Genomic DNA, 19,557 nt, shown 5'->3' with positions numbered 1-19,557 from the left:
AGAGCACGAAGGAGGGGAGCGCGGGATCCGCGCTCCCCTCTGTTTCATCCGGCAAGGAGGTCCGCTATGGAAGAAAGAAGAAAGCAGAAAAAACGCTTTGGCGTGGGCGCTCTCATCGGTACGGCTGCCGTCACGCTGGTGGTGACGCTGATCGGGCTGGGATGCGCGGTATGGCTGGTGCTGGGACGGGATGGACTCTCCCTGCTCCAGGGGATCACGCTGGTCAAGACCCAGTTCGTGGGGGAGAAGACGGAGGAGGTGACCGATCAGGCCCTGTCCGGCATGATCGAGGGCCTGGGAGACCGCTGGTCCTATTATCTGGACGAGGAGGCATACCAGGCCGAGCAGGAGCGCCGGGCCAATGTCTATGTGGGCATCGGCGTCACCGTGGACTACACCAGCGAAGCGGGACTGACCATCCGCGCCGTGGTGCCGGGCGGCTCAGCCGAAGAGGCGGGGCTGGTCGAGGGCGAGATCATCACCGCGGTGGACGGCGAGGATATTGCCGGAGAGGCGCGGTATGAGGCCCCCGACCGCATCGCGGGAGAAGAGGGGAGCACCGTCCGTCTCACCGTCCAGGGCTTCGATGGGAACCGTCGGGAGGTGGAGCTGGTGCGCAAGAGCATCCAGACCGACCCGGTCTCCTACGAGTACCTGGAGAACGGCGTGGGCTATGTCAAGCTCTCCAACTTCTTTGCGGGAAGCGCCGACCGGGTGAAGGAGGCCGTCACCGACCTTCAGAGCCAGGGGGCCACCGCGCTGGTCTTTGATATGCGGGACAACGGAGGCGGCTATCTGGATGAGCTCATTCCCATGCTGGATTTCCTGCTGCCGGAGGGCCCCATCTTCCAGACCCGCAGCCACACCGGCGCGGAAAAGATCTATGAATCGGACGCGGCATGTGTGGACCTCCCCATGGCGGTGCTGGTCAATGAGAATACATACAGCGCGGCGGAGATCTTTGCCGCCGAGCTCCAGGAGGAGGGGGCGGCCGTAGTGATCGGGACCCCCACCAGCGGAAAGGGGTACTCCCAGCAGCTCTTTCCCCTGCTCAACGGGGGCGCTCTGGGGATCTCCACCGCTGAGTATTTTACCGGCAACGGTGTGAGCCTCATCGGAACCGGACTGCACCTGGACCGGGAGATCGCCCTTTCCGAGGAGGATCAGGCCGAGTTCACGGCCGGGGTGCTGCCTCTGGCGGAAGACGAGCAGTTCCAGGCGGCTCTGGAGCTGCTGGGGATCGCGGCATAAGATGAGATTTTGCTGCATACCCTCCCTCTGAGGTGAGGGTATGATCGGTTGGATGGTCCTGGAAGAGCGGCGGGGCTGGAGAAGTACCGTGGAAGAGGTGCGCCTGGAAGGACTGCGGGTATGCCGTGCCGGTATACCCGCGCCCGCCGCGCTCTCCCCCGCGGCCCGGAACCGGCGGGTGAAGCGGGGCGCGCAGCTTCTGCGGAAAGCGGGCTGCCGCCGCTGCCTCACGCCGCCGGGCTTCCCGCTCTGGGACCTTTTGCACGAGAGCGGCTTGCAGGCGGTGGACCCCGGCGGGCTCTGCCAGGCCCTGGCCGCCCGGCTGGCGGGGACCTACCTGGCGGAGCACGGGGTCCCGGAGACCGGGGCCACGGTGGTCCTTCTGGGCAGCCGGGTGGACCGGAGCCTCTTTGACGCGGCCTGCACCCTGGTCCCCCGGGTCCGCCGTCTGGTGATCCGGGCGGGCGAGGAGGGACGGGAGCTGGCCCAGTGGCTGGAGCGGGAGTACGGCATCCCGGTGCTGGAGAACGGAAGGGGCGCCCAGGTGCGCCTCTGGTTCACGCCGCCGGAGGGGGAGACCGGACCGGAGGATCTGGTGCTGTGCGCCCCCGGGTTCTCCCTGGGCGGACTGGAACTCCATCCCGTGCGTCCGATACCGGATGAAGTGGAGGTACACGCCTTTGCGGCGCTGCTCTGGGAAGAGGGGCGGCTTGCGCTGGAGGACATAGAAATATCTTCCAGTGCGGCGGCGCAAATGACTTGACAGGACCGGACAAACTACATATAATGTATAAACACAAAATGATAGTCTGGAGGACTGCGAGCCGGAGACGGCTCATTTCTCATATTTCCGGCGAAAAGAAAGGTGTGCACGGCAATGGCAAAAGAATATAAGCTGAGCCCCGAGCGCTTTGAAAAGCTGAAAGAGGAGCTCAATTATCTCAAGACGGTGCGTGAGAAGGAAGTGGCCGATCAGATCAAGGAGGCCCGCTCCTTCGGCGACCTGTCCGAGAACAGCGAGTACGACGAGGCGAAAAACGAGCAGGGCAAGCTCTACTCCCGCATTGCGGAGGTGGAGAACATCCTGGCCAACTGCATCGTCATTGAGGACGAGCACAGCGACGACACCACCATGGTCCGGCTGGGCAGCCGCATCACGGTGCTGGACAAGGAGTTTGAGGAAGAGGTCCAGTATGAGGTGGTGGGCTCTCAGGAGGCCGACCCCATGAACGGCCTGATCTCCGAGGACTCCCCCTTCGGCAAGGCGCTGCTGGGCAAGGCCGTGGGCGACGAGGTGGAGGTGGAGGCCCCCGCCGGCACCCTGTACTATAAGATCCTGAACATTCAGAAGGCATAAAAGAGAGGAAGAACAGACGCATGAGTGAAGAGAAGAAGAATCCCCAGCAGGAGGAGCCCTCTCTGTCTGAGCTGCTTCAGATCCGGCGCGCCAAGCTCAAGGAGCTCCAGGACGCCGGCGAGGATCCCTTCCAGCAGACCCGCTTTCCGGTAACTGCCCACAGCACCGAGATCCGGGAGAATTTTGAGGCGATGGAGGGCCAGATCAAGGCCATCGCCGGACGTCTCATGTCCAAGCGCGGCATGGGCAAGGCCGTGTTCTGCGACCTGCAGGATGGACAGGGCCGCATCCAGATCTATGTCCGCATCGACGAGCTGGGCGAGGAGGCCTTTGCCAAGTTCAAGAAGGTGGATATCGGCGACATCGTGGGCGTGGAGGGTGAAGTGTTCCGCACCAAGCGGGGCGAGATCTCCGTGAAGGCCCACTCGGTCACCCTGCTCTCCAAGTCCCTGCTGCCCCTGCCGGAGAAGTTCCACGGTCTGACCGACCGGGAGACCCGGTACCGTCAGCGCTATGTGGACCTCATCATGAATCCCGAGGTGCGCCGGGCCTTTGTCATCCGCTCCAAGTTCATTCAGCATGTGCGCAGCTTCCTGGACAACCGGGGCTATATGGAAGTGGAGACCCCCGTGCTCAACACCATCTCCGGCGGCGCCACGGCCCGTCCCTTCATCACCCATCACAACACCCTGGACATCGACATGTACATGCGCATCGCCACCGAGCTGCCCCTCAAGCGCCTGGTGGTGGGCGGCATGGAGCGGGTGTATGAGATCGGCCGCATCTTCCGCAACGAGGGCATGGACCCCAAGCACAACCCCGAGTTCACCACGGTGGAGCTCTATGAGGCCTATGCCGACTTCAACGATATGATGGACCTCTTTGAGGACCTGCTCTCCTCCGCCGCGGACAAGATCCTGGGCACCTACGATGTGGAGTGGCAGGGAGAGAAGATCTGCCTGGCGCCCGGCTGGCCCCGCCTGACCATGGCCGAGGCGGTCAAGAAGTACACGGGCCTTGACTTTATGGCGGTCTCCGACGACGCCGAGGCGGTGGCCATGGCCAAGTCCATCGGTGTGGAGCTGCCCGAGACGGCCGATCCCACCTGGGGCAACGCCCTCTACGAGTGCTTTGACCAGAAGGTGGAGGAGAAGCTGATCCAGCCCACCTTTATCACCATGCATCCCGTGGACGTCTCCCCCCTGGCCAAGCGCTCCCCCAAGGACCCCCGCCTCACCGAGCGCTTTGAGCTGTTCATCTGCCACAGTGAGATGGGCAACGCCTTCTCCGAGCTCAACGATCCCATTGACCAGCGCGGCCGCTTCCAGAAGCAGGTCGAGCTGCGCGCCAAGGGCGACGATGAGGCCGGCATGATGGATGAAGACTATATCACCGCCCTGGAGTACGGTCTGCCCCCCACGGGCGGCCTGGGCATCGGCATCGACCGCTGCGTGATGCTGCTGACCAACAGCGATTCCATCCGGGACGTCATCCTCTTCCCCACCATGAAGCCCCTGGATAAGAAGGACACCTCCGCCAAGGCCGAGAAGCGGGCCGAGCCGGTGGTGGTCACCGACGAGAAGATCGATTTCTCCAAGGTGGAGATCGAGCCCCTCTTCCAGGATTTCGTGGACTTTGAGACCTTTGCCAAGTCCGACTTCCGGGCCGTCAAGGTCAAGGACTGCACCGCGGTGCCCAAGAGCAAGAAGCTGCTGAAGTTCGTTCTGGACGACGGCACCGGCACCGACCGGGTGATCCTGAGCGGCATCCACGACACCTATGAGCCGGAAGAGCTGCTGGGCAAGACCCTCATCGCCATCACGAACCTTCCGCCCCGGAAGATGATGGGGATCGACTCCTGCGGCATGATCATCTCTGCGGTCCATCATGAGGAGGGCGTGGAGAAGCTCCACTGCCTGATGGTGGATCCGCACATTCCGGCGGGCGCGAAGCTCTATTAAGGGTGCGATGATCCGGTCTCTGAAACGGCGGGGGATGGAAACGAATGACGATCACATACGCATAGGAGTACTTCCCACCATGAAGCATCTGGACAGATTCAGAGATTCTGGAGGCCGTGCCCGGTCCCGGGTGCGGCCTTTCGTCGGTATGGGCGCAGGACATGCTCCCATACCGCGACTAAAGCGGCCTGTCGGTGTGTGTGGACAGGCCAGTGCGGTCCAGGCTGTGCCGGACCGGGAGAGAAAGGCCGATCAGATATTATGAGTATTACCATTCGCGCACGCAATCTGCTGCTCAGCAAACGAGGGATGAATCCCACGCGCATCGTGGCAGCATCCTTTGGGTGCATCATCCTGCTGGGCGCACTGCTGCTGACCCTTCCCATCGCCTCGCGCAGCGGGATGAGCGTCGGTTTTTTTGACGCACTGTTTACCGCCACCTCAGCCACCTGCGTCACCGGACTCATTACCGTGGATACCTGGGTCCAGTGGAGCCTCTTTGGGCAGATCATCATCATTATGATGATTCAGCTGGGGGGCCTTGGCTTTATGACCCTCATCACCATGGTGTCCTTTGCGCTCCACCGCCGCATCGGCCTGTCGGAGCGGCTCATCATGGTGTCCACCTTCAACCTCAACGATCTGGATGGTGTGGTGCGCATGGTACGCCATGCGCTCATGGGCACCTTTCTGATCGAGGGGGTGGGGGCGGTGATCCTCTCCATCTGCTTCATTCCAACCTTTGGACTGCTCCGGGGGATCTGGCATGGCATCTTCCACGCCATCTCCGCGTTCTGCAACGCGGGCTTTGATCTGATGGGCGGAGAGTACGGCCCCTTTTCCAGTATGATCGGGGCGAACCATCACCCGGTTGTACTGCTCACCACGGCCGCCCTCATCATCATCGGCGGCCTGGGATTTTTCGTCTGGGAGGATGTGGTGCGCAGCCGGTGCTGGCGCAAGCTCTCCCTGTACAGCAAGCTGGTGCTGGTGATGACGGCGGGACTGCTGCTCTTCGGCACCGTCTTTACCCTGCTGGCGGAATACCACAATCCCGCCACGCTGGGGAACATGCCCCTGTGGCAGAAACTGCTCAACGCCTTTTTCCAGTCCACCACCCTGCGTACAGCCGGCTTTGACGCGCTGGGACAGGGCGGGCTCCACGACAACACCAAGGCCATTTCGGTGGTGCTCATGCTGGTGGGCGGTTCGTCGGGCTCCACCGCGGGCGGTATCAAGACTGTGACGCTGGCGGTGCTCATGCTGGCTCTGCGGGCGGGGCTGAAGGGGAAGGAGCAGGTGACCCTGCGGGGCCGGGCTATCTCCTATCAGCGGGTCATCAATGCCATGACCCTGACGCTGGTGGTGATCACGCTGTTTCTGACCGGGTCCATCATCCTCTCCTCGGTGGAGAGCCTGCCCTACATCGACTGCGCCTTTGAGGTGGCGTCGGCACTGGGTACGGTGGGCCTGACCACCGGCATCACCGCGCATCTCTCCCGTTTTTCCCAGGCAGTGCTTGTCCTGTTTATGTATCTGGGCCGTGTGGGCGTGCTTTCGTTCTCCATCGCATTCCTGACCCGGCGTAAAAAACTGGCCAAGATCCAGTATCCCAATGTGGACATTATGATTGGATAAAAAAGAAGGGGATTGCATGAAAACATTTGTTGTCATCGGTCTGGGCCGATTTGGAAACGCTGTGGCCACCGAGCTGTGCACGCTGGGCCATGAGGTACTGGCCATCGACGCCGACCCGGAGAAGGTGCAGAAGGTGGTGGATCTGGTGACCCACGCTGTCACCGGAGACGCAAGAGATGCGGCGGTCCTGCGGGCGCTGGGCGTGCGCAACTATGACTGCGCCATCGTGGCCACCGGCAATGACGTGGGCAACAGCGCCCTCATCACCCTCAATCTGAAGGAAGTGGGGGTCAAGCAGGTGGTGTGCAAGGCCCAGAGCCATGTACATCGGAAGGTACTGGAGAAGATTGGAGCCGACCGGGTGATCTTCCCCGAGCATGAGATGGGACTGAAGCTGGCCCAGGGCCTCTCCAGCTCCAACGTGCTCAACTTTATTGAGCTCTCCGACGACTTCAGCATCGTGGAGCTGGCGGTGCCCAAGGTGTGGATGGGCAAGAGCATCCGGGAGCTGGACATCCGTGCCAAGCACCATGTCAACGTCATCGCGGTGCGCGGCCCGGAGGGCGTGCTGGACGTGGCCCCCGGCGGCGACTACCGGCTGGTCCAGGGCGGACGGATCGTGGTGCTGGGCCGTACCGAGTATATCAACCTGCTGCATAGCCTGTAAGGAAGATGAAGATGGAATCGATTACCAGCCGGCAGAATCCGCTGGCCGTCCACATCCGCAAGCTGGGGGCGGAGGGAAAGTACCGCCGGAGCCAAAAACAGTACCTCTGCGAGGGCGAAAAACTGGTGGGGGAGGCCCTGCGCTGGAGCGCCGGGGTGGAGACCCTGGTCTACGCCCGGGGAAAGACTCCCCCCGAGGACCTGCCCCAGGAGATCCGTCTGGTGGAGGTGCCTGAGGGACTCTTTGAGAGCCTCTCCACCGTGGAGACCCCTCAGGGCGTCCTGGCCGTGTGCCGCAGACCGGAGACGGCGCTGCCTGAGACCATGGCGCCGGGCGGGTATCTGGTGCTGGACGGACTCCAGGACCCGGGGAACGTGGGCACCATCTGGCGCACTGCCGATGCGCTGGGAGCAGCGGGAGTGGTTCTGCTGCCCCGCTGCGCCGACCCCTTTTCGCCCAAGACGGTCCGCTCCACCATGGGGGCCTGCTTCCGTCTCCCGGTGTGGGAGACCGATCTGGAGCACCTGTGTCCCCGGCTGGAGGCGGCGGAGATCCCCCTGTACGCAACCGCCCTGCGGGAGGATACGGCCGATGTGCGGGAGCTGCCTCTGGAGCGGGCGGCCGTAGTCATCGGCAGCGAGGGCAGGGGCATCTCCCAGGAGGCCCTGGCCCGGTGTGAAAAGACCATCCGCATCCCCATGCGGGAGCGGTGTGAGTCCCTCAACGCGGCGGCAGCTGCCACCGTGGTGCTCTGGGAGATGGCCCGCGGCCACTGAACAAAAGGGAAGAACGGATAGACGGAGTGAGATCCCGGTAGAGAAAGAGAGGGAGAAATTCCATGTCTGTGCTGAAGTATTGGCTGTGGCTCACCACCCGGCCCTCCATCCGGCCGGGGGAGGCGGCCGCCCTGGCCGAGCGTCTGGGCGGGGCCGAACAGGTCTATGTGGCCGACCGGGCGGAGTATGAGCTGCTGGGTCTGCCCTCTAAGCTCCGGGAGGAGCTCTGCCACAAGGAGATGGACTGGCCGGAGCGCATCCTGGAGGACTGCGCCCGGCGGAACATCCGGATTTTGACCATACAGGACGCCGCCTACCCGGAGCGTCTGCGCCAGATCGACGCGCCGCCCGCCCTTCTCTACGTGAAGGGGAAGAACCTCTCCTTTGACGAGCGGGTGGTCATCGGCGTGGTGGGCTCCCGCCGAGCCAGCCCCTACGGGATCGAGAAGGCGGCGGAGCTGGGCCGGGACCTGGCCCGCCGGGGCGCGGTGGTGGTCTCGGGCGTGGCCCAGGGAGTGGACGCCGCCGCCCTGCGCAGTGCTATCCGGGCCGGAGGGACCGTGTGCTCGGTGCTGGGCGGCGGGATCGACGTGGTCTATCCATCCTCCAGCGCGGACCTCTACCGGGTGGTGCCCCAGGTGGGCACCCTTATCAGCGAGTATCCGCCGGGGACCGCCACCGAGGGGTGGCACTACCCCATCCGCAACCGCATCATCAGCGGTCTGAGCCTGGGCGTGGCGGCAGTGGAGGCCAGCGTGAAGAGCGGCACCCTCATCACCGCCCGCACCGCGCTGGACCAGAACCGGGACGTCTTTGCCTTTCCGGGGTTAGCGGGAAATCCCGGCAGTCAGGGGACCAATCTCCTCATCCAGCGGGGGGAGGCCAAGCTCATCCAGTCGGCCGCCGACATCCTGGTGGAGTACGAGGGACTCTATTCGGCCCGCCTGCGGCCCGGCCCACCGCGAAAGCGGGAGAAAAGGGAACCAGGAGCGCAAGAGGCTCCCCAGCATCCCCGCCCCAAAGGGCCGGAGCCGGCCCCCCAGGCGGTTGACAACTCGGAAGGAAGGGCTTATAGTACCTTTCAAGAGCAGACCGGAGAGTTTACGGCCGAAGAGAAGGCCATCCTCCTGGCCCTGGGGGAGGAGCGGCTGCGGCCGGACGACCTGGTGGAGCGTACCGGCCTCCCGGCCAGCGGGGTGCTGGCCAGCCTCACCATGCTGACTATGCGGGGCATCCTGGCCCAGCGGCCGGGCAATTTCTTTGAAGCCCTGATCCTGCTGCGGGAGAAGGACTGAGCACCGGCGGGATCTCCCGCCCAAGGGCGTACCTGAACATCGGCAAACCAAACCCGGAGCGCGGTGGTTTGCCGATGATCAGATCCGCTCTGACGCCCACCAGAGGGCGCAGTTGGTCCGCCCAGGCGCGGACGAGAGAAGGGCCTCCGGAACAGAGACGGAGAGACCCAATTGGAGGTACTATTGTGGCGAAATCGAATCTTGTGATCGTGGAGTCCCCCGCCAAGGCCAAGACCATCGGAAAATACCTGGGTCCCGGCTATCAGGTGAAGGCGTCCATGGGACATGTGCGCGATCTTCCCAAGAGCAAGCTGGGCGTGGACGTGGAACACGGCTTCACGCTGGATTATCAGCCCATCAAGGGCAAGGAAGAGGTCATCGACGACCTGCAGAAGACGGCCAAGAAGAGCGAAAAAGTCTTTCTGGCCACCGACCCGGACCGGGAGGGCGAGGCCATCTCCTGGCACCTCAAGGAGCTGCTGGGGATCCCCGACGACAAGACCTACCGGGTCACCTTTAACGAGATCACCAAGAAGGTGGTCAACGAGGCTATCGCCGCCCCCCGTGCCATCGACCAGAATCTGGTGGACGCCCAGCAGGCCAGAAGAGTGCTGGACCGCATCGTGGGCTACCAGATCTCCCCCCTGCTGTGGAAGAAGATCCGCCGGGGCCTGAGCGCCGGACGGGTCCAGTCGGTGGCCACCCGCCTGGTGGCCGAGCGGGAGGCCGAGATCAAGGCCTTCGTGCCCGAGGAGTACTGGTCCCTGGATGTGGACCTGGAGCGCATCGCCCCCAACCTGGGCCAGTTCCGGGCCGCCTTCTACGGCCGGGAGAAGAAGATGGACCTGCACAGCGAGGAGGAGGTCCAGGCGGTGGTCTCCGCCGTTCAGGCCGACTCCTTCACCGTCCAGGGGGTCAAGCGGCAGGATAAGCAGCGCAATCCCGCGCCCCCCTTCACCACCTCCACCCTGCAGCAGGAGGCCAGCCGCAAGCTGAACATGACCCCCCGCCGCACCATGTCCATCGCCCAGCAGCTCTACGAGGGCGTGGACATCGAGGGCGAGGGGACCATCGGTCTCATCACCTATATGCGTACCGACTCCCTGCGCCTTTCGGACGAGGCCACGGAGGCTGCCAAAAACTTTATCCAGGGCCGCTACGGGGCCGACTACTACCCCGGAAAGCCCCGGGTGTTCAAGACCAAGTCCGGGGCCCAGGACGCCCACGAGGCCATCCGTCCCTCCAACGTGAACCTGACCCCCGAGCAGCTCAAGAAGGACCTGACCAGCGAACAGTACCGGCTCTACAAGCTGATCTGGAGCCGCTTTTTGGCCTGCCAGATGGCCCCCGCCGTCTATGACAGCGTCACCATCGAGGTGGAGAGTGCCGGCTACCGCTTCCGTGCCAACCACTCGGCCCTCAAGTTCTCCGGCTATACCGCCGTCTATGTGGAGGGCAAGGACGAGGACGAGGAGGTCCTCCGCCAGTCCCCCCTGCCCGACCTGCGGGAGGGGGAGGCCCTCGAGCTCCTCAAGAGCGAGCCGGGACAGCACTTCACCCAGCCCCCCAGCCGCTACACCGAGGCCACCCTCATCAAGGCCCTGGAGGAGAAGGGGATCGGCCGTCCCTCCACCTACGCCCCCACCATCTCCACCATCCTGGACCGGGAGTATGTGGTGAAGGAGGGGAAGAACCTGCGCACCACCCCCCTGGGCGAGGTGGTCAACGACCTGATGAAGGAGAAGTTCCCCGACATCGTGGACACCGCCTTCACCGCCCGGATGGAGGAGCTGCTGGACGAGGTGGAAGAGGGGAAGGAGAACTGGAAGGACATCCTCTCCGGCTTCTACGGGGACTTTGAGCGGGAGCTCCAGGCCGCCGAGCAGGACACTGAGCGCATCAAGGTGCCCGACGAGGTGTCCGATGTCATCTGCCCCCTGTGCGGGCGCAATCTGGTCTTTAAGTCCGGCCGCTTCGGCCGCTTCCTGGCCTGCCCCGGCTGGCCCGAGTGCCCCCACACCCAGCCCATCGTCATCGAGATGCCGGGCAAGTGCCCCAAGTGCGGCGGCAAGATTTTGAAAAAGACCTCCAAGCGGGGCTATGCCTACTACGGCTGTGAGAACAACACCAACAAGGATGAGAGCAAGCGCTGCGACTTCATGACTTGGGATGTGCCGGTCAAGGAGACCTGTCCCGAGTGCGGACACACCCTCTTCAAGAAGTCGGGCCGGGGCTTCAAGAAGCCCTTCTGCATCAATCCCGAGTGCCCCAACTTCCTGCCGGAGGATCAGCGGGGCTATAAGAAGAAGACCCCGGAAAACGCCAATCCCGCCGAGGGCGTGCCGCCCGAGGAGGAGAAAAAGACCGTCAAGAAGACCGCCGCGAAAAAGCCGGCGGCCAAGAAAACCGCGGCCAAAAAGACCGAGACCACCAAAAAAGCGGCGGCCAAGAAGACCACCGCCAAGAAGGAGCCGGCCAAAAAGACCACCGCGAAGAAGACGGCCAAGAAGACAGAGGAAGCGTAAGGAGAACACATGGAACCTGTTATCGTGATCGGCGCGGGCCTGGCCGGATGTGAGGCCGCGTGGCAGCTGGCCCAGCGGGGCATTCCGGTGGAGCTGCATGAGATGAAGCCCCGGAAAAAGACCCCCGCCCACCACTCGGACGACTTTGGAGAGCTGGTGTGCTCCAACTCCCTGCGCTCCGACCAGCTGGAGAATGCGGTGGGCCTGCTCAAGGAGGAGCTGCGCCGCCTGGGCTCCCTCATCCTCCGCTGTGCCGACGAGCACCGGGTGGAGGCGGGCGGCGCCCTGGCGGTGGACCGCCACGCCTTTTCCGGGGCCATCACCCGGGCGGTGAAGGAGCACCCCCTCATCACCGTGGTGGAGGGGGAGGTCACCGAGATCCCCGCGGAGGGAAATGTGATCGTGGCCTCCGGGCCCCTCACCTCCGAGGCCCTGAGCGAGCGCATCAAGGCCTTTTTCCCCGAGAGCCGATATCTCAACTTCTACGACGCGGCGGCCCCCCTGGTCACCTTTGAGAGCGTGGATATGACCTCGGCGTGGTTTGCCTCCCGCTACGACAAGGGCACGCCGGACTATATCAACTGCCCCCTCACGGAGGAGGAGTACGACGCCTTCTGGACCGAGCTGTGCGCCGCCCAGGAGGCCGAGGTCCACGGCTTTGAGGACAAACAGGTCTTTGAGGGCTGTATGCCCGTGGAGGTCATGGCCCGCCGGGGGAAGCAGACCCTCTGCTACGGCCCCCTCAAGCCCCGGGGCCTCAAGGACCCCAAGACGGGGAAGGAGCCCTTCGCCGTGGTGCAGCTGCGCAAGGACAACGCCGAGGGCTCCATCTACAATCTGGTGGGCTTCCAGACCCATCTGAAGTGGCCCGAGCAGCGGCGGGTCTTTTCCATGATCCCCGCCCTGCGCAACGCAGAATTCGTGCGCTACGGCGTGATGCACCGGAACACCTACCTGGATTCCCCCCGGATGCTGGACCGCTATTACCAGGTCAAGCATGAGCCCCGGGTGTGCTTCGCCGGGCAGATCACCGGCGTGGAGGGATATGTGGAGTCCACCGCCTCCGGCTTCCTGGCGGCGGTGGAGCTGGCCCGCAGACTTCAGGGCAAGCCCCCGGTGGACTTTCCCCAGGAGACGGCGGTGGGGGCGCTGGCCCTCTACATCAGCAACGAGACGGTGGGTGACTTCCAGCCCATGAACGTGAACTTCGGCATCATCCCGCCCCTGGGCTATAAGGTCAAGGGCAAAAGAAACAAGAATGCCGAGCTGAGCCGCCGGGCGCTGGAGATCCTGGACAAGCTGGACCCGGCAGAGCTGTAACCGCCCCTTACAGCCGGTGGAGGGCCAGTCCCAGCCGCAGGCCCCGGAGAAAGGCCGCCTCGGCGTCCAGCTGGGCGCACTCGTCGGCCGCGTCCCGGAGCTTTTCGCAGAAGGGATTGCCCATTTCCTCCCGGACCCGGCCCAGGTGCCGCTCCCGGAGGGCATAGCAGTCCGGGAGATCCCCGGCGTCCCGGTCCAGCCGGGCAGCGAGTTCATACAAGGCAAAGAGTAAGTTATCCACACCATCACCCCAATAAAACCATGATTGCAATATACACGGTTTTATTGGATATGTCAAGGGGGAGCCATGTACCATAACGAATTATTTGGTTTGCGCTTACGCAAGATGCGCAGTCACAACCATGAGACGCAACGGGAACTGGCGGAGGTTTTGGGTGTAAAGCCAAACCAGATCGGAGAAATGGAAAATGGCCGGGGTGCTACGACCCTTGCAAAATTAGCGCAGCTCTGTGCGCATTACAATGTCACGGCTGATTATCTTTTAGGTTTGACGGATGAGCCACGGCCATTGAGATGAGACAAGGAGTAACCCTGTCAATCAGAAGCAGGACCAAATGCAGTCAAAATGAGATTGTATCTGATCTGTGAGGGGGCAGCGTATGTTTGAGCGCGCTATTTTTTCGGCCCGGCTGAAAGAACTCATTCAGCGGCGGAACATGACCTATGCCGAGCTGGCCCGGGCGCTGGGGGTCTCCACCGCGCAGATCAGCGACATGGCCAACGGAAAAGCCGGGACCTCCATGGAGCGGCTGTATAAGCTCTGCAAGACCTTTGAGGTGTCTGCCGACTACCTGTTGGGTCTGACAGACGAGCCGCGGCCGTTGGCATAGGGCCGGTCCGGATGAGAACACAGAAAGAAGAGGGAAAAGTCATGAAGATCATCGTAGACGCCATGGGCGGCGACAACGCGCCCGCCTCAAACGTAAAGGGTGCACTGGCTGCCATCCGGGAGCAGGGAGTAGAGGTCATCCTGGTGGGCCGGGGGGAGGAGATCCTCCAGGTCCTCAACGAGGAGGGCATGAAGGAGCCCCCGGCAGGGATGGAGATCGTCCATGCCTCCGAGGTGGTGGAGATCTGTGACAATCCGGCCACCGCCTTCCGGGAGAAGAAGGACTCCTCCCTCACGGTGGGGCTCAATCTGCTCAAGGACGGCAAGGGCGACGCCTTTGTCTCGGCGGGCAGCACCGGCGCGCTGCTGGCGGCGGCCACCCTCATCGTCAAGCGCATCAAGGGCATCCGCCGGGCGGCCATGGCCCCGGTGGTGCCCACCGGAAACGGCGGGGCCGTCCTCATCGACTGCGGCGCCACCGCCGAGTGTACCCCCGAATACCTGCTCCAGTTCGCCTTCATGGGCTCCTACTATGCCGAGCGGGTGCTGGGCCGTCCGGAGCCGCGAGTGGGCCTCCTGAACATCGGGGCCGAGCCCTCCAAGGGCACCGAGCTGCAGCAGAAGACCTACGCCCTCCTGCAGGAGGCCGGGGAGCAGGGCCGCATCCACTTCACCGGCAACGTGGAGGGCAAGGAGGCGGTCTACGGCGCGGTGGACGTGATTGTCTCCGACGGCTACTCGGGCAACATCTTCCTCAAGACCATGGAGGGGACCGGCGGCTTCCTGGCCAAGCAGCTCAAGGCCATGTTCAAGAAGAACCTGATCACCAAGCTGGCGGCCCTTCTGGTCTCGGGCGGCATCCGCTCCTTCAAGAAGATCCTGGACGCCGGAGAGGTGGGCGGCACCGCCTTCATCGGCATCTCCAAGCCGGTCATCAAGGCCCACGGCTCCTCTGACGACTATGCCATCAAGAATGCCATCCGGCAGGCCGCCAAGTTTGCCGCCTCGGGCATCATTGAGGACATCACCGAGAATGTGGAGCACATGCGTCTCCCCGTGCAGGCGAAAAAGGAAGAGGGCTGATTGTGGGTTTTCCACGATTTTCCCACGGGGAGAGAAAAAATCAAAAATCCTATTGACAGCTTGCCTTATCTTGCCTATTATTTTAGTGCAATTACCGTTCCTGAATACAGAACGATATGATAGGAGAAGATAGATATGATTTTTGAGAAAATCGTGGCGCTGCTGTCCGAGCAGCTGGGCGTGGACGCCGAGAACATCACCATGGACACCTCCTTTGAGGAGCTGGGCGCCGACTCCGTGGACGTGGTCGATCTGACCATGGCGGTGGAGGAGGCCTTCAACCTGGAGGACCTGGCCGATGAGAACCTGTCCGACATGACCACTGTGGGAGACTTCGTCCGTTTCCTGCAGACCAAGCTGGATTGATCGTTTGCCTGCAAGCCCCGCCCACGGCGGGGCTTGCGTTTTGAATCGTATGGAACTGGAGAAGAGGAGGAACCACCATGCGCCATCTGGAAGAGACCCTTGGATATACCTTTCACGACCGTTCCCTCTTAGAGAACGCGCTCACCCACAGCTCCTATGCCAATGAGAACCGGTTCAAGGGCTGCCAGAGCAATGAGCGTCTGGAGTTCCTGGGGGACTCGGTGCTGGGCATGGTGACCGCCGACTATCTGTTCCGCACCCACCCCGACCTGCCGGAGGGGGACCTGACCCGCACCCGGGCCGCCCTGGTGTGCGAGGAGAGCCTGGTGGAAGTGGCTAAGGCCTGGGGACTGGGGGAATACCTCCGCCTGGGCAAGGGAGAGAACGCCGGCGGAGGCCGCCGCCGTCCCTCCATCCAGGCCGACGCGGTGGAGGCCGTGCTGGCCGCGGTCTACCTGGACGGCGGCATCGGCTCGGCCCGCAAGATCATCCAGAAATACATTCTGGACCGGGAGAGCGAGAAGGCCCGCAACCGGGACTACAAGACCGCCCTGCAGGAGCTGGTGCAGCGGGAGAGCGGCCAGGTCCTGCAGTACCGTCTGACCGGCTCCAGCGGGCCCGACCACGCCAAGATCTTCACGGTGGAGGTGGACCTGAACGGCGCCACCATCGGCCAGGGCGAGGGCCACAGCAAAAAAGAGGCGGAGCAGAACGCCGCCCGGGCCGCCATCGGCCATCTGGAGCATCCATAAACCAAAACACGCCGCGGAGGGGCTGCCGCGGCGTGTTTTTTGTGGGAAAGCGTTTGCAATGGCAGGGGGAAATTGATATAATACTTTATTACCATGTGATTTTGTGCCCTGTGGGGCGGTCGACGACTGAGAGGTGTCCGGTTTGTACTTAAAAGCGCTCGAGATCCAGGGGTTCAAGTCCTTTCCGGACAAGACCGTGCTGACCTTTGGGGAGGACATCACCGCCATCGTGGGCCCCAACGGCTCGGGCAAATCCAATCTGTCGGACGCCATCCGCTGGGTGATGGGGGAGCAGTCCACCCGGGCGCTCCGGGGCGGCAAGATGGAGGACGTGATCTTCGGCGGCACCGAGAAGCGCCGTCAGGTGGGCTTTGCCGAGGTCAGCCTGGTGCTGGATAACCAGGACCACGCCCTCTCCCTACCGGAGGACGAGGTCATGGTGACCCGCCGCTACTACCGCTCCGGAGAGAGCGAGTACTATATCAACCGCCGCACCGTCCGCCTCCGGGACGTGAACGAGCTCTTCATGGACACCGGACTGGGGCGGGAGGGCTACTCCATCATCGGCCAGGGCAAGATCGACGAGATCCTCTCGGTCAAGAGCGCCGACCGCCGGGAAATCTTTGAGGAGGCCGCGGGCATCTCCCGCTTCCGCCACCGGAAGGAGGAGGCCGAGCGCCGTCTGGAGCGGACCGAGGAGAACCTGGTGCGCATCCGGGACAAGATCGACGAGCTGGAGCTCCAGGTGGGGCCCCTCCGCCAGCAGGCGGAGAAGGCCCGGCGCTTCCTGCTCCTGCGGGATGAGATGCGCGGGCTGGAGATCTCCCTCTGGCTGGAGCAGCTGGACCGGGTACGTACCGCCGCCATCAAGACCAACGCCGCCTGCGAGCAGGCCCTCCGGCAGAAGGAGGAGGAGCAGCGGGAGCAGGAGCGGCTCTATGCCGAGGCTGAGGCCCTGGCCGGGGAGATGCGGACCCGGGAGGTGGAGGCCGAGGCGCGCCGGGCGGCCGTCATGCAGGGACAGAGCGAGGCCAACACCTTAGAGAGCGCCATCGCCGTCCTGCGCAGCGGGATCGCCCACAATCAGGAAAACGAGGGGCGTATCCGGCGGGAGCTGGAGCAGCAGACCGGGCGGGACGACGCCCTGTCGGCCCAGATCGCGGCCCGCCGGGCGCGTCTGACCGCCATTTTGCGCGACGGGGAAACCATTCGCGGGGAATTGGCGTCTAAAGAAAAAGAAGCCGGGGCGGCGGCCGGACAGGCGGGCGCTCTGGCGGCGGAGCTGGAGGCTCTGCGGCAGCAGGAGCGCTTGGACAGCGCCTCGGCCGCCGAGGCCCGTGCCCTCCTCTCCGCCCTGGCGGCGGCTGCCCAGGAGCTGCTGGACCGGGAATCCACCCTGCGCCGGGCCCTCGCCGAGGAGGAGGAGAGCCTGGGCAATCTGGAACAGGAGGCCGGGGAGAACGATACGGCCCTGAAGAGCGCCCGGTCCGACCGGGACGCCCTGGAAAACATCATCCAGGGCCATGTGCTGCGGGTGGAGGCCCGGGAGAAGAAGGCCGCCGCCGCCCGGGAGCGCGAGCGCGCGCTGGAGCTGGAGGACCACACCCTCCGCTCCCGCATCCACATGCTCACCGAGTTGGAGCGGTCCTATGAGGGCTATTCCAGAGCGGTCAAGCTGGTGATGGGGGAGGCCGAGCGGGGCCGCCTGAAGGGCGTACGGGGTCCGGTAGCCAGCCTCATCCGGGTGCCGGCCCCCTATGCCGTGGCCATCGAGACCGCCCTGGGCGGCGCCATGCAGCACCTGGTGGTGGAGCGGGAGGAGCACGGAAAGGCGGCCATCCAGTGGCTGAAACGCCGGGAGGGCGGCCGGGCCACCTTCCTGCCCATGGACACCATCCGTCCCGTCCCCTTTCGGGAGAGCGGGGTGGAGCAGTCCCCCGGCTTTGTGGGCATGGGGGACGCCCTGGTGGAGTGCGAGGCGGCCTATGGAAAGATCTGTGCCAACCTGCTGGGGCGCACGGTGATCGCGGAGGATCTGGACGCCGCCGTGGCCATCGCCGGTGCCTACGGCCACCGCTTTAAGATTGTCACCCTGGACGGACAGGTGCTCAATCCGGGCGGCTCCATGACGGGCGGCTCGGTGAGCCGTTCGGCGGGGATCCTGAGCCGCTCCAACGAGCTGCAGCAGCTCTCCGCCCAGGAGCAGGAACTTGCCGCCGCCCTGGAAGAGGCCAAGGCGCGGCAGTCCGAGACCGAGCGGGAGGCCACCGCCGGGCGCTATGAACTGGAGAGCGCCCGGGGGGAGCTGCGCCGGCACGAGGACCGCATCCTCCAGCTGGAGGAGCGGGCGGAGCGCCAGAAAGAACGCCTGGGTGAGCTGCACGCCCGCCTGGACGAGCGAAAGGAAGAACTGGCCCAGCTGCTCCGGCGGCAGGAACAGACCGAGGCGGACACTGCCCAGGCCCGCTCGCGCATCGAGACGCTGGAGGGCGCGGCCGAGGCCCTGCGCTCCGAGGCGGCCGGAAAAGAGGCGGGACAGGCCGCCGTCCGGCAGCGGGCGGAGGAGATCCGCACGGCTATGGACGCCCTCCACCGGCGTCTGGCCGGACTGGAGGCCGAGCGGGAGACCACCGAGAGCAGCCTCCGGGAGCTGGAGGCCCTGCGGAAGGAGCTGGCCGGAGACCGGGAGCAGCAGGCCGAGCGCCTGCGGGAATATGCCGGACAGAACGAGGCCATGGAGGCCGAGATCCGGGAGAAGGAGGCCGCCCTCCAGACCATCCGGGAGGAGAAGGAGGCCGCCGAGGCCGACATCCTCCGGCTCAACCAGGAGAAGCTGGAGCTGGAGGCCAGGCGCAACCGGGCCGACCGGGACAGCCGGGAGAAAAACGCCCAGCTCCTCCAGCTGGAGCGCACGGCCGCGGGCCTGGAGCAGAAGAAACAGGCCCACGCTATGGAGGAAAAGGGCCTTTTGGACAAGCTCTGGGAGAGCTATGAGCTCACCCACCAGGCGGCTCTCCAGCAGCGGGTGCCCCTGGAGAGCACCGCCCAGGCCCAGCGCCGGGTGGCCGAGCTCAAGCGGGGCATCGCGGGGCTGGGGAACATCAATCTGGACGCCATCGAGGAGTTCGAGCGGGTAAACGAGCGGTATACCTATCTGACCGAGCAGCGGGACGACGTGGAAAAGGCCAAGGCGGATCTGGCCGGGATCATCGCCGGCATCACCGCCGAGATGAAGCGCCTCTTCGGGGAGCAGTTCGTCCTGCTCAACGAGGCCTTTCAGACCACCTTCCGGGAGCTCTTCGGCGGCGGTCAGGCGGCCCTGGAGCTGGAGGACGCGTCGGACATCCTCAACTGCGGCATCGAGATCCGGGTCCAGCCGCCGGGCAAGGCGCTGAAGGTGCTCTCCCTCCTCTCGGGCGGGGAGAAGGCCTTTGTGGCCATCGCCCTCTATTTTGCCATTTTGAAGGTCCGGCCCACCCCCTTCTGCGTCATGGACGAGATCGAGGCGGCGCTGGACGACGCCAATGTGACCCGCTTTGCCCGCTATCTGCGCAGCGTGTCCAACAAGACCCAGTTTATCGTCATCACCCACCGCCGGGGCACCATGGAAGAGGCCGATGTGCTCTACGGCGTGACCATGCAGGAGCGGGGCGTGAGCCGGATGCTGACCATCAACCTCAACGATGTGGAGCGGGAGCTGGGCATCGAGTAAATTC

17 protein-coding genes are annotated in these 19,557 nt (G+C 64.2%); 16 read left to right on the top strand and 1 reads right to left on the bottom strand.

The features are described from left to right. Positions 1–66: 66 nt before the first annotated feature. From H8S34_RS02305 to trmFO, 10 genes are all read left to right on the top strand, one after another. Positions 67–1,251 (top strand): S41 family peptidase, encoded by a 1,185-nt coding sequence (locus H8S34_RS02305; protein ID WP_186962917.1) that lies wholly within the window; start codon positions 67–69, stop codon positions 1,249–1,251. A 40-nt stretch (positions 1,252–1,291) separates the two neighbouring features. After that, complete coding sequence (locus tag H8S34_RS02300; RefSeq protein WP_101693854.1) at positions 1,292–2,014, top strand: hypothetical protein; 723 nt, start codon at positions 1,292–1,294, stop codon at positions 2,012–2,014. 114 nt (positions 2,015–2,128) lie between these two features. Further along, positions 2,129–2,608, top strand: a complete 480-nt coding sequence (gene greA / locus H8S34_RS02295; protein WP_101693853.1) for a transcription elongation factor GreA — start codon at positions 2,129–2,131, stop codon at positions 2,606–2,608. Between the two features lie 20 nt (positions 2,609–2,628). After that, the gene (lysS, locus tag H8S34_RS02290) at positions 2,629–4,569 is read left to right on the top strand and encodes a lysine--tRNA ligase (RefSeq protein ID WP_186962916.1); all 1,941 of its coding nucleotides are present in this window, start codon (positions 2,629–2,631) and stop codon (positions 4,567–4,569) included. Between the two features lie 261 nt (positions 4,570–4,830). Continuing rightward, entirely contained in the window at positions 4,831–6,207 is a 1,377-nt protein-coding gene (locus tag H8S34_RS02285; RefSeq protein WP_243207875.1) for a TrkH family potassium uptake protein, read from the top strand. A 16-nt stretch (positions 6,208–6,223) separates the two neighbouring features. Continuing rightward, positions 6,224–6,874 (top strand): potassium channel family protein, encoded by a 651-nt coding sequence (locus H8S34_RS02280; RefSeq protein WP_101693748.1) that lies wholly within the window; start codon positions 6,224–6,226, stop codon positions 6,872–6,874. Positions 6,875–6,885: 11 nt separating this feature from the next. Continuing rightward, a complete protein-coding gene (locus H8S34_RS02275) occupies positions 6,886–7,650 on the top strand; it encodes a TrmH family RNA methyltransferase (protein ID WP_186962915.1) in 765 nt (254 codons plus the stop codon). 62 nt (positions 7,651–7,712) lie between these two features. Continuing rightward, on the top strand, positions 7,713–8,945 hold the full coding sequence (gene dprA / locus H8S34_RS02270) for a DNA-processing protein DprA (protein WP_186962914.1): 1,233 nt from the start codon (positions 7,713–7,715) through the stop codon (positions 8,943–8,945). 185 nt (positions 8,946–9,130) lie between these two features. Continuing rightward, positions 9,131–11,470 (top strand): type I DNA topoisomerase, encoded by a 2,340-nt coding sequence (gene topA / locus H8S34_RS02265; protein WP_101693745.1) that lies wholly within the window; start codon positions 9,131–9,133, stop codon positions 11,468–11,470. A 9-nt stretch (positions 11,471–11,479) separates the two neighbouring features. Further along, positions 11,480–12,790 carry a methylenetetrahydrofolate--tRNA-(uracil(54)-C(5))-methyltransferase (FADH(2)-oxidizing) TrmFO gene (gene trmFO / locus H8S34_RS02260; RefSeq protein ID WP_186962913.1) on the top strand — a complete coding sequence of 437 codons (1,311 nt, stop codon included), beginning with the start codon at positions 11,480–11,482 and terminating at the stop codon, positions 12,788–12,790. Positions 12,791–12,797: 7 nt separating this feature from the next. Here the strand turns inward: trmFO and H8S34_RS02255 are convergent, their stop codons facing one another. Continuing rightward, positions 12,798–13,010, bottom strand: a complete 213-nt coding sequence (locus H8S34_RS02255; protein WP_186962912.1) for a hypothetical protein — start codon at positions 13,008–13,010, stop codon at positions 12,798–12,800. An 87-nt stretch (positions 13,011–13,097) separates the two neighbouring features. On the opposite strand from H8S34_RS02255, the gene H8S34_RS02250 reads away from it, so the two are divergent. The 6 genes from H8S34_RS02250 (at position 13,098) to smc (ending at position 19,553) form a co-directional block, all read left to right on the top strand. Continuing rightward, the gene (locus H8S34_RS02250; RefSeq protein WP_101693742.1) at positions 13,098–13,328 is read left to right on the top strand and encodes a helix-turn-helix domain-containing protein; all 231 of its coding nucleotides are present in this window, start codon (positions 13,098–13,100) and stop codon (positions 13,326–13,328) included. Positions 13,329–13,410: 82 nt separating this feature from the next. Further along, a complete protein-coding gene (locus H8S34_RS02245; RefSeq protein ID WP_186962911.1) occupies positions 13,411–13,641 on the top strand; it encodes a helix-turn-helix domain-containing protein in 231 nt (76 codons plus the stop codon). Positions 13,642–13,682: 41 nt separating this feature from the next. Further along, complete coding sequence (gene plsX / locus H8S34_RS02240) at positions 13,683–14,723, top strand: phosphate acyltransferase PlsX (protein ID WP_101693740.1); 1,041 nt, start codon at positions 13,683–13,685, stop codon at positions 14,721–14,723. A 135-nt stretch (positions 14,724–14,858) separates the two neighbouring features. Further along, a complete protein-coding gene (locus tag H8S34_RS02235) occupies positions 14,859–15,089 on the top strand; it encodes an acyl carrier protein (RefSeq protein WP_101693739.1) in 231 nt (76 codons plus the stop codon). Positions 15,090–15,166: 77 nt separating this feature from the next. Then, entirely contained in the window at positions 15,167–15,841 is a 675-nt protein-coding gene (gene rnc, locus H8S34_RS02230) for a ribonuclease III (protein ID WP_101693738.1), read from the top strand. A 133-nt stretch (positions 15,842–15,974) separates the two neighbouring features. Continuing rightward, complete coding sequence (gene smc, locus H8S34_RS02225; RefSeq protein ID WP_186962910.1) at positions 15,975–19,553, top strand: chromosome segregation protein SMC; 3,579 nt, start codon at positions 15,975–15,977, stop codon at positions 19,551–19,553. Positions 19,554–19,557 lie beyond the last annotated feature (4 nt).

The organism is Pseudoflavonifractor hominis, assembly GCF_014288125.1.
Taxonomy (GTDB): Bacteria; Bacillota; Clostridia; order Oscillospirales; family Oscillospiraceae; genus Pseudoflavonifractor_A; species Pseudoflavonifractor_A gallinarum.
Note: the sequence above shows the minus strand (reverse complement) of the source record. Positions and strands in the feature narration are given on the sequence as shown.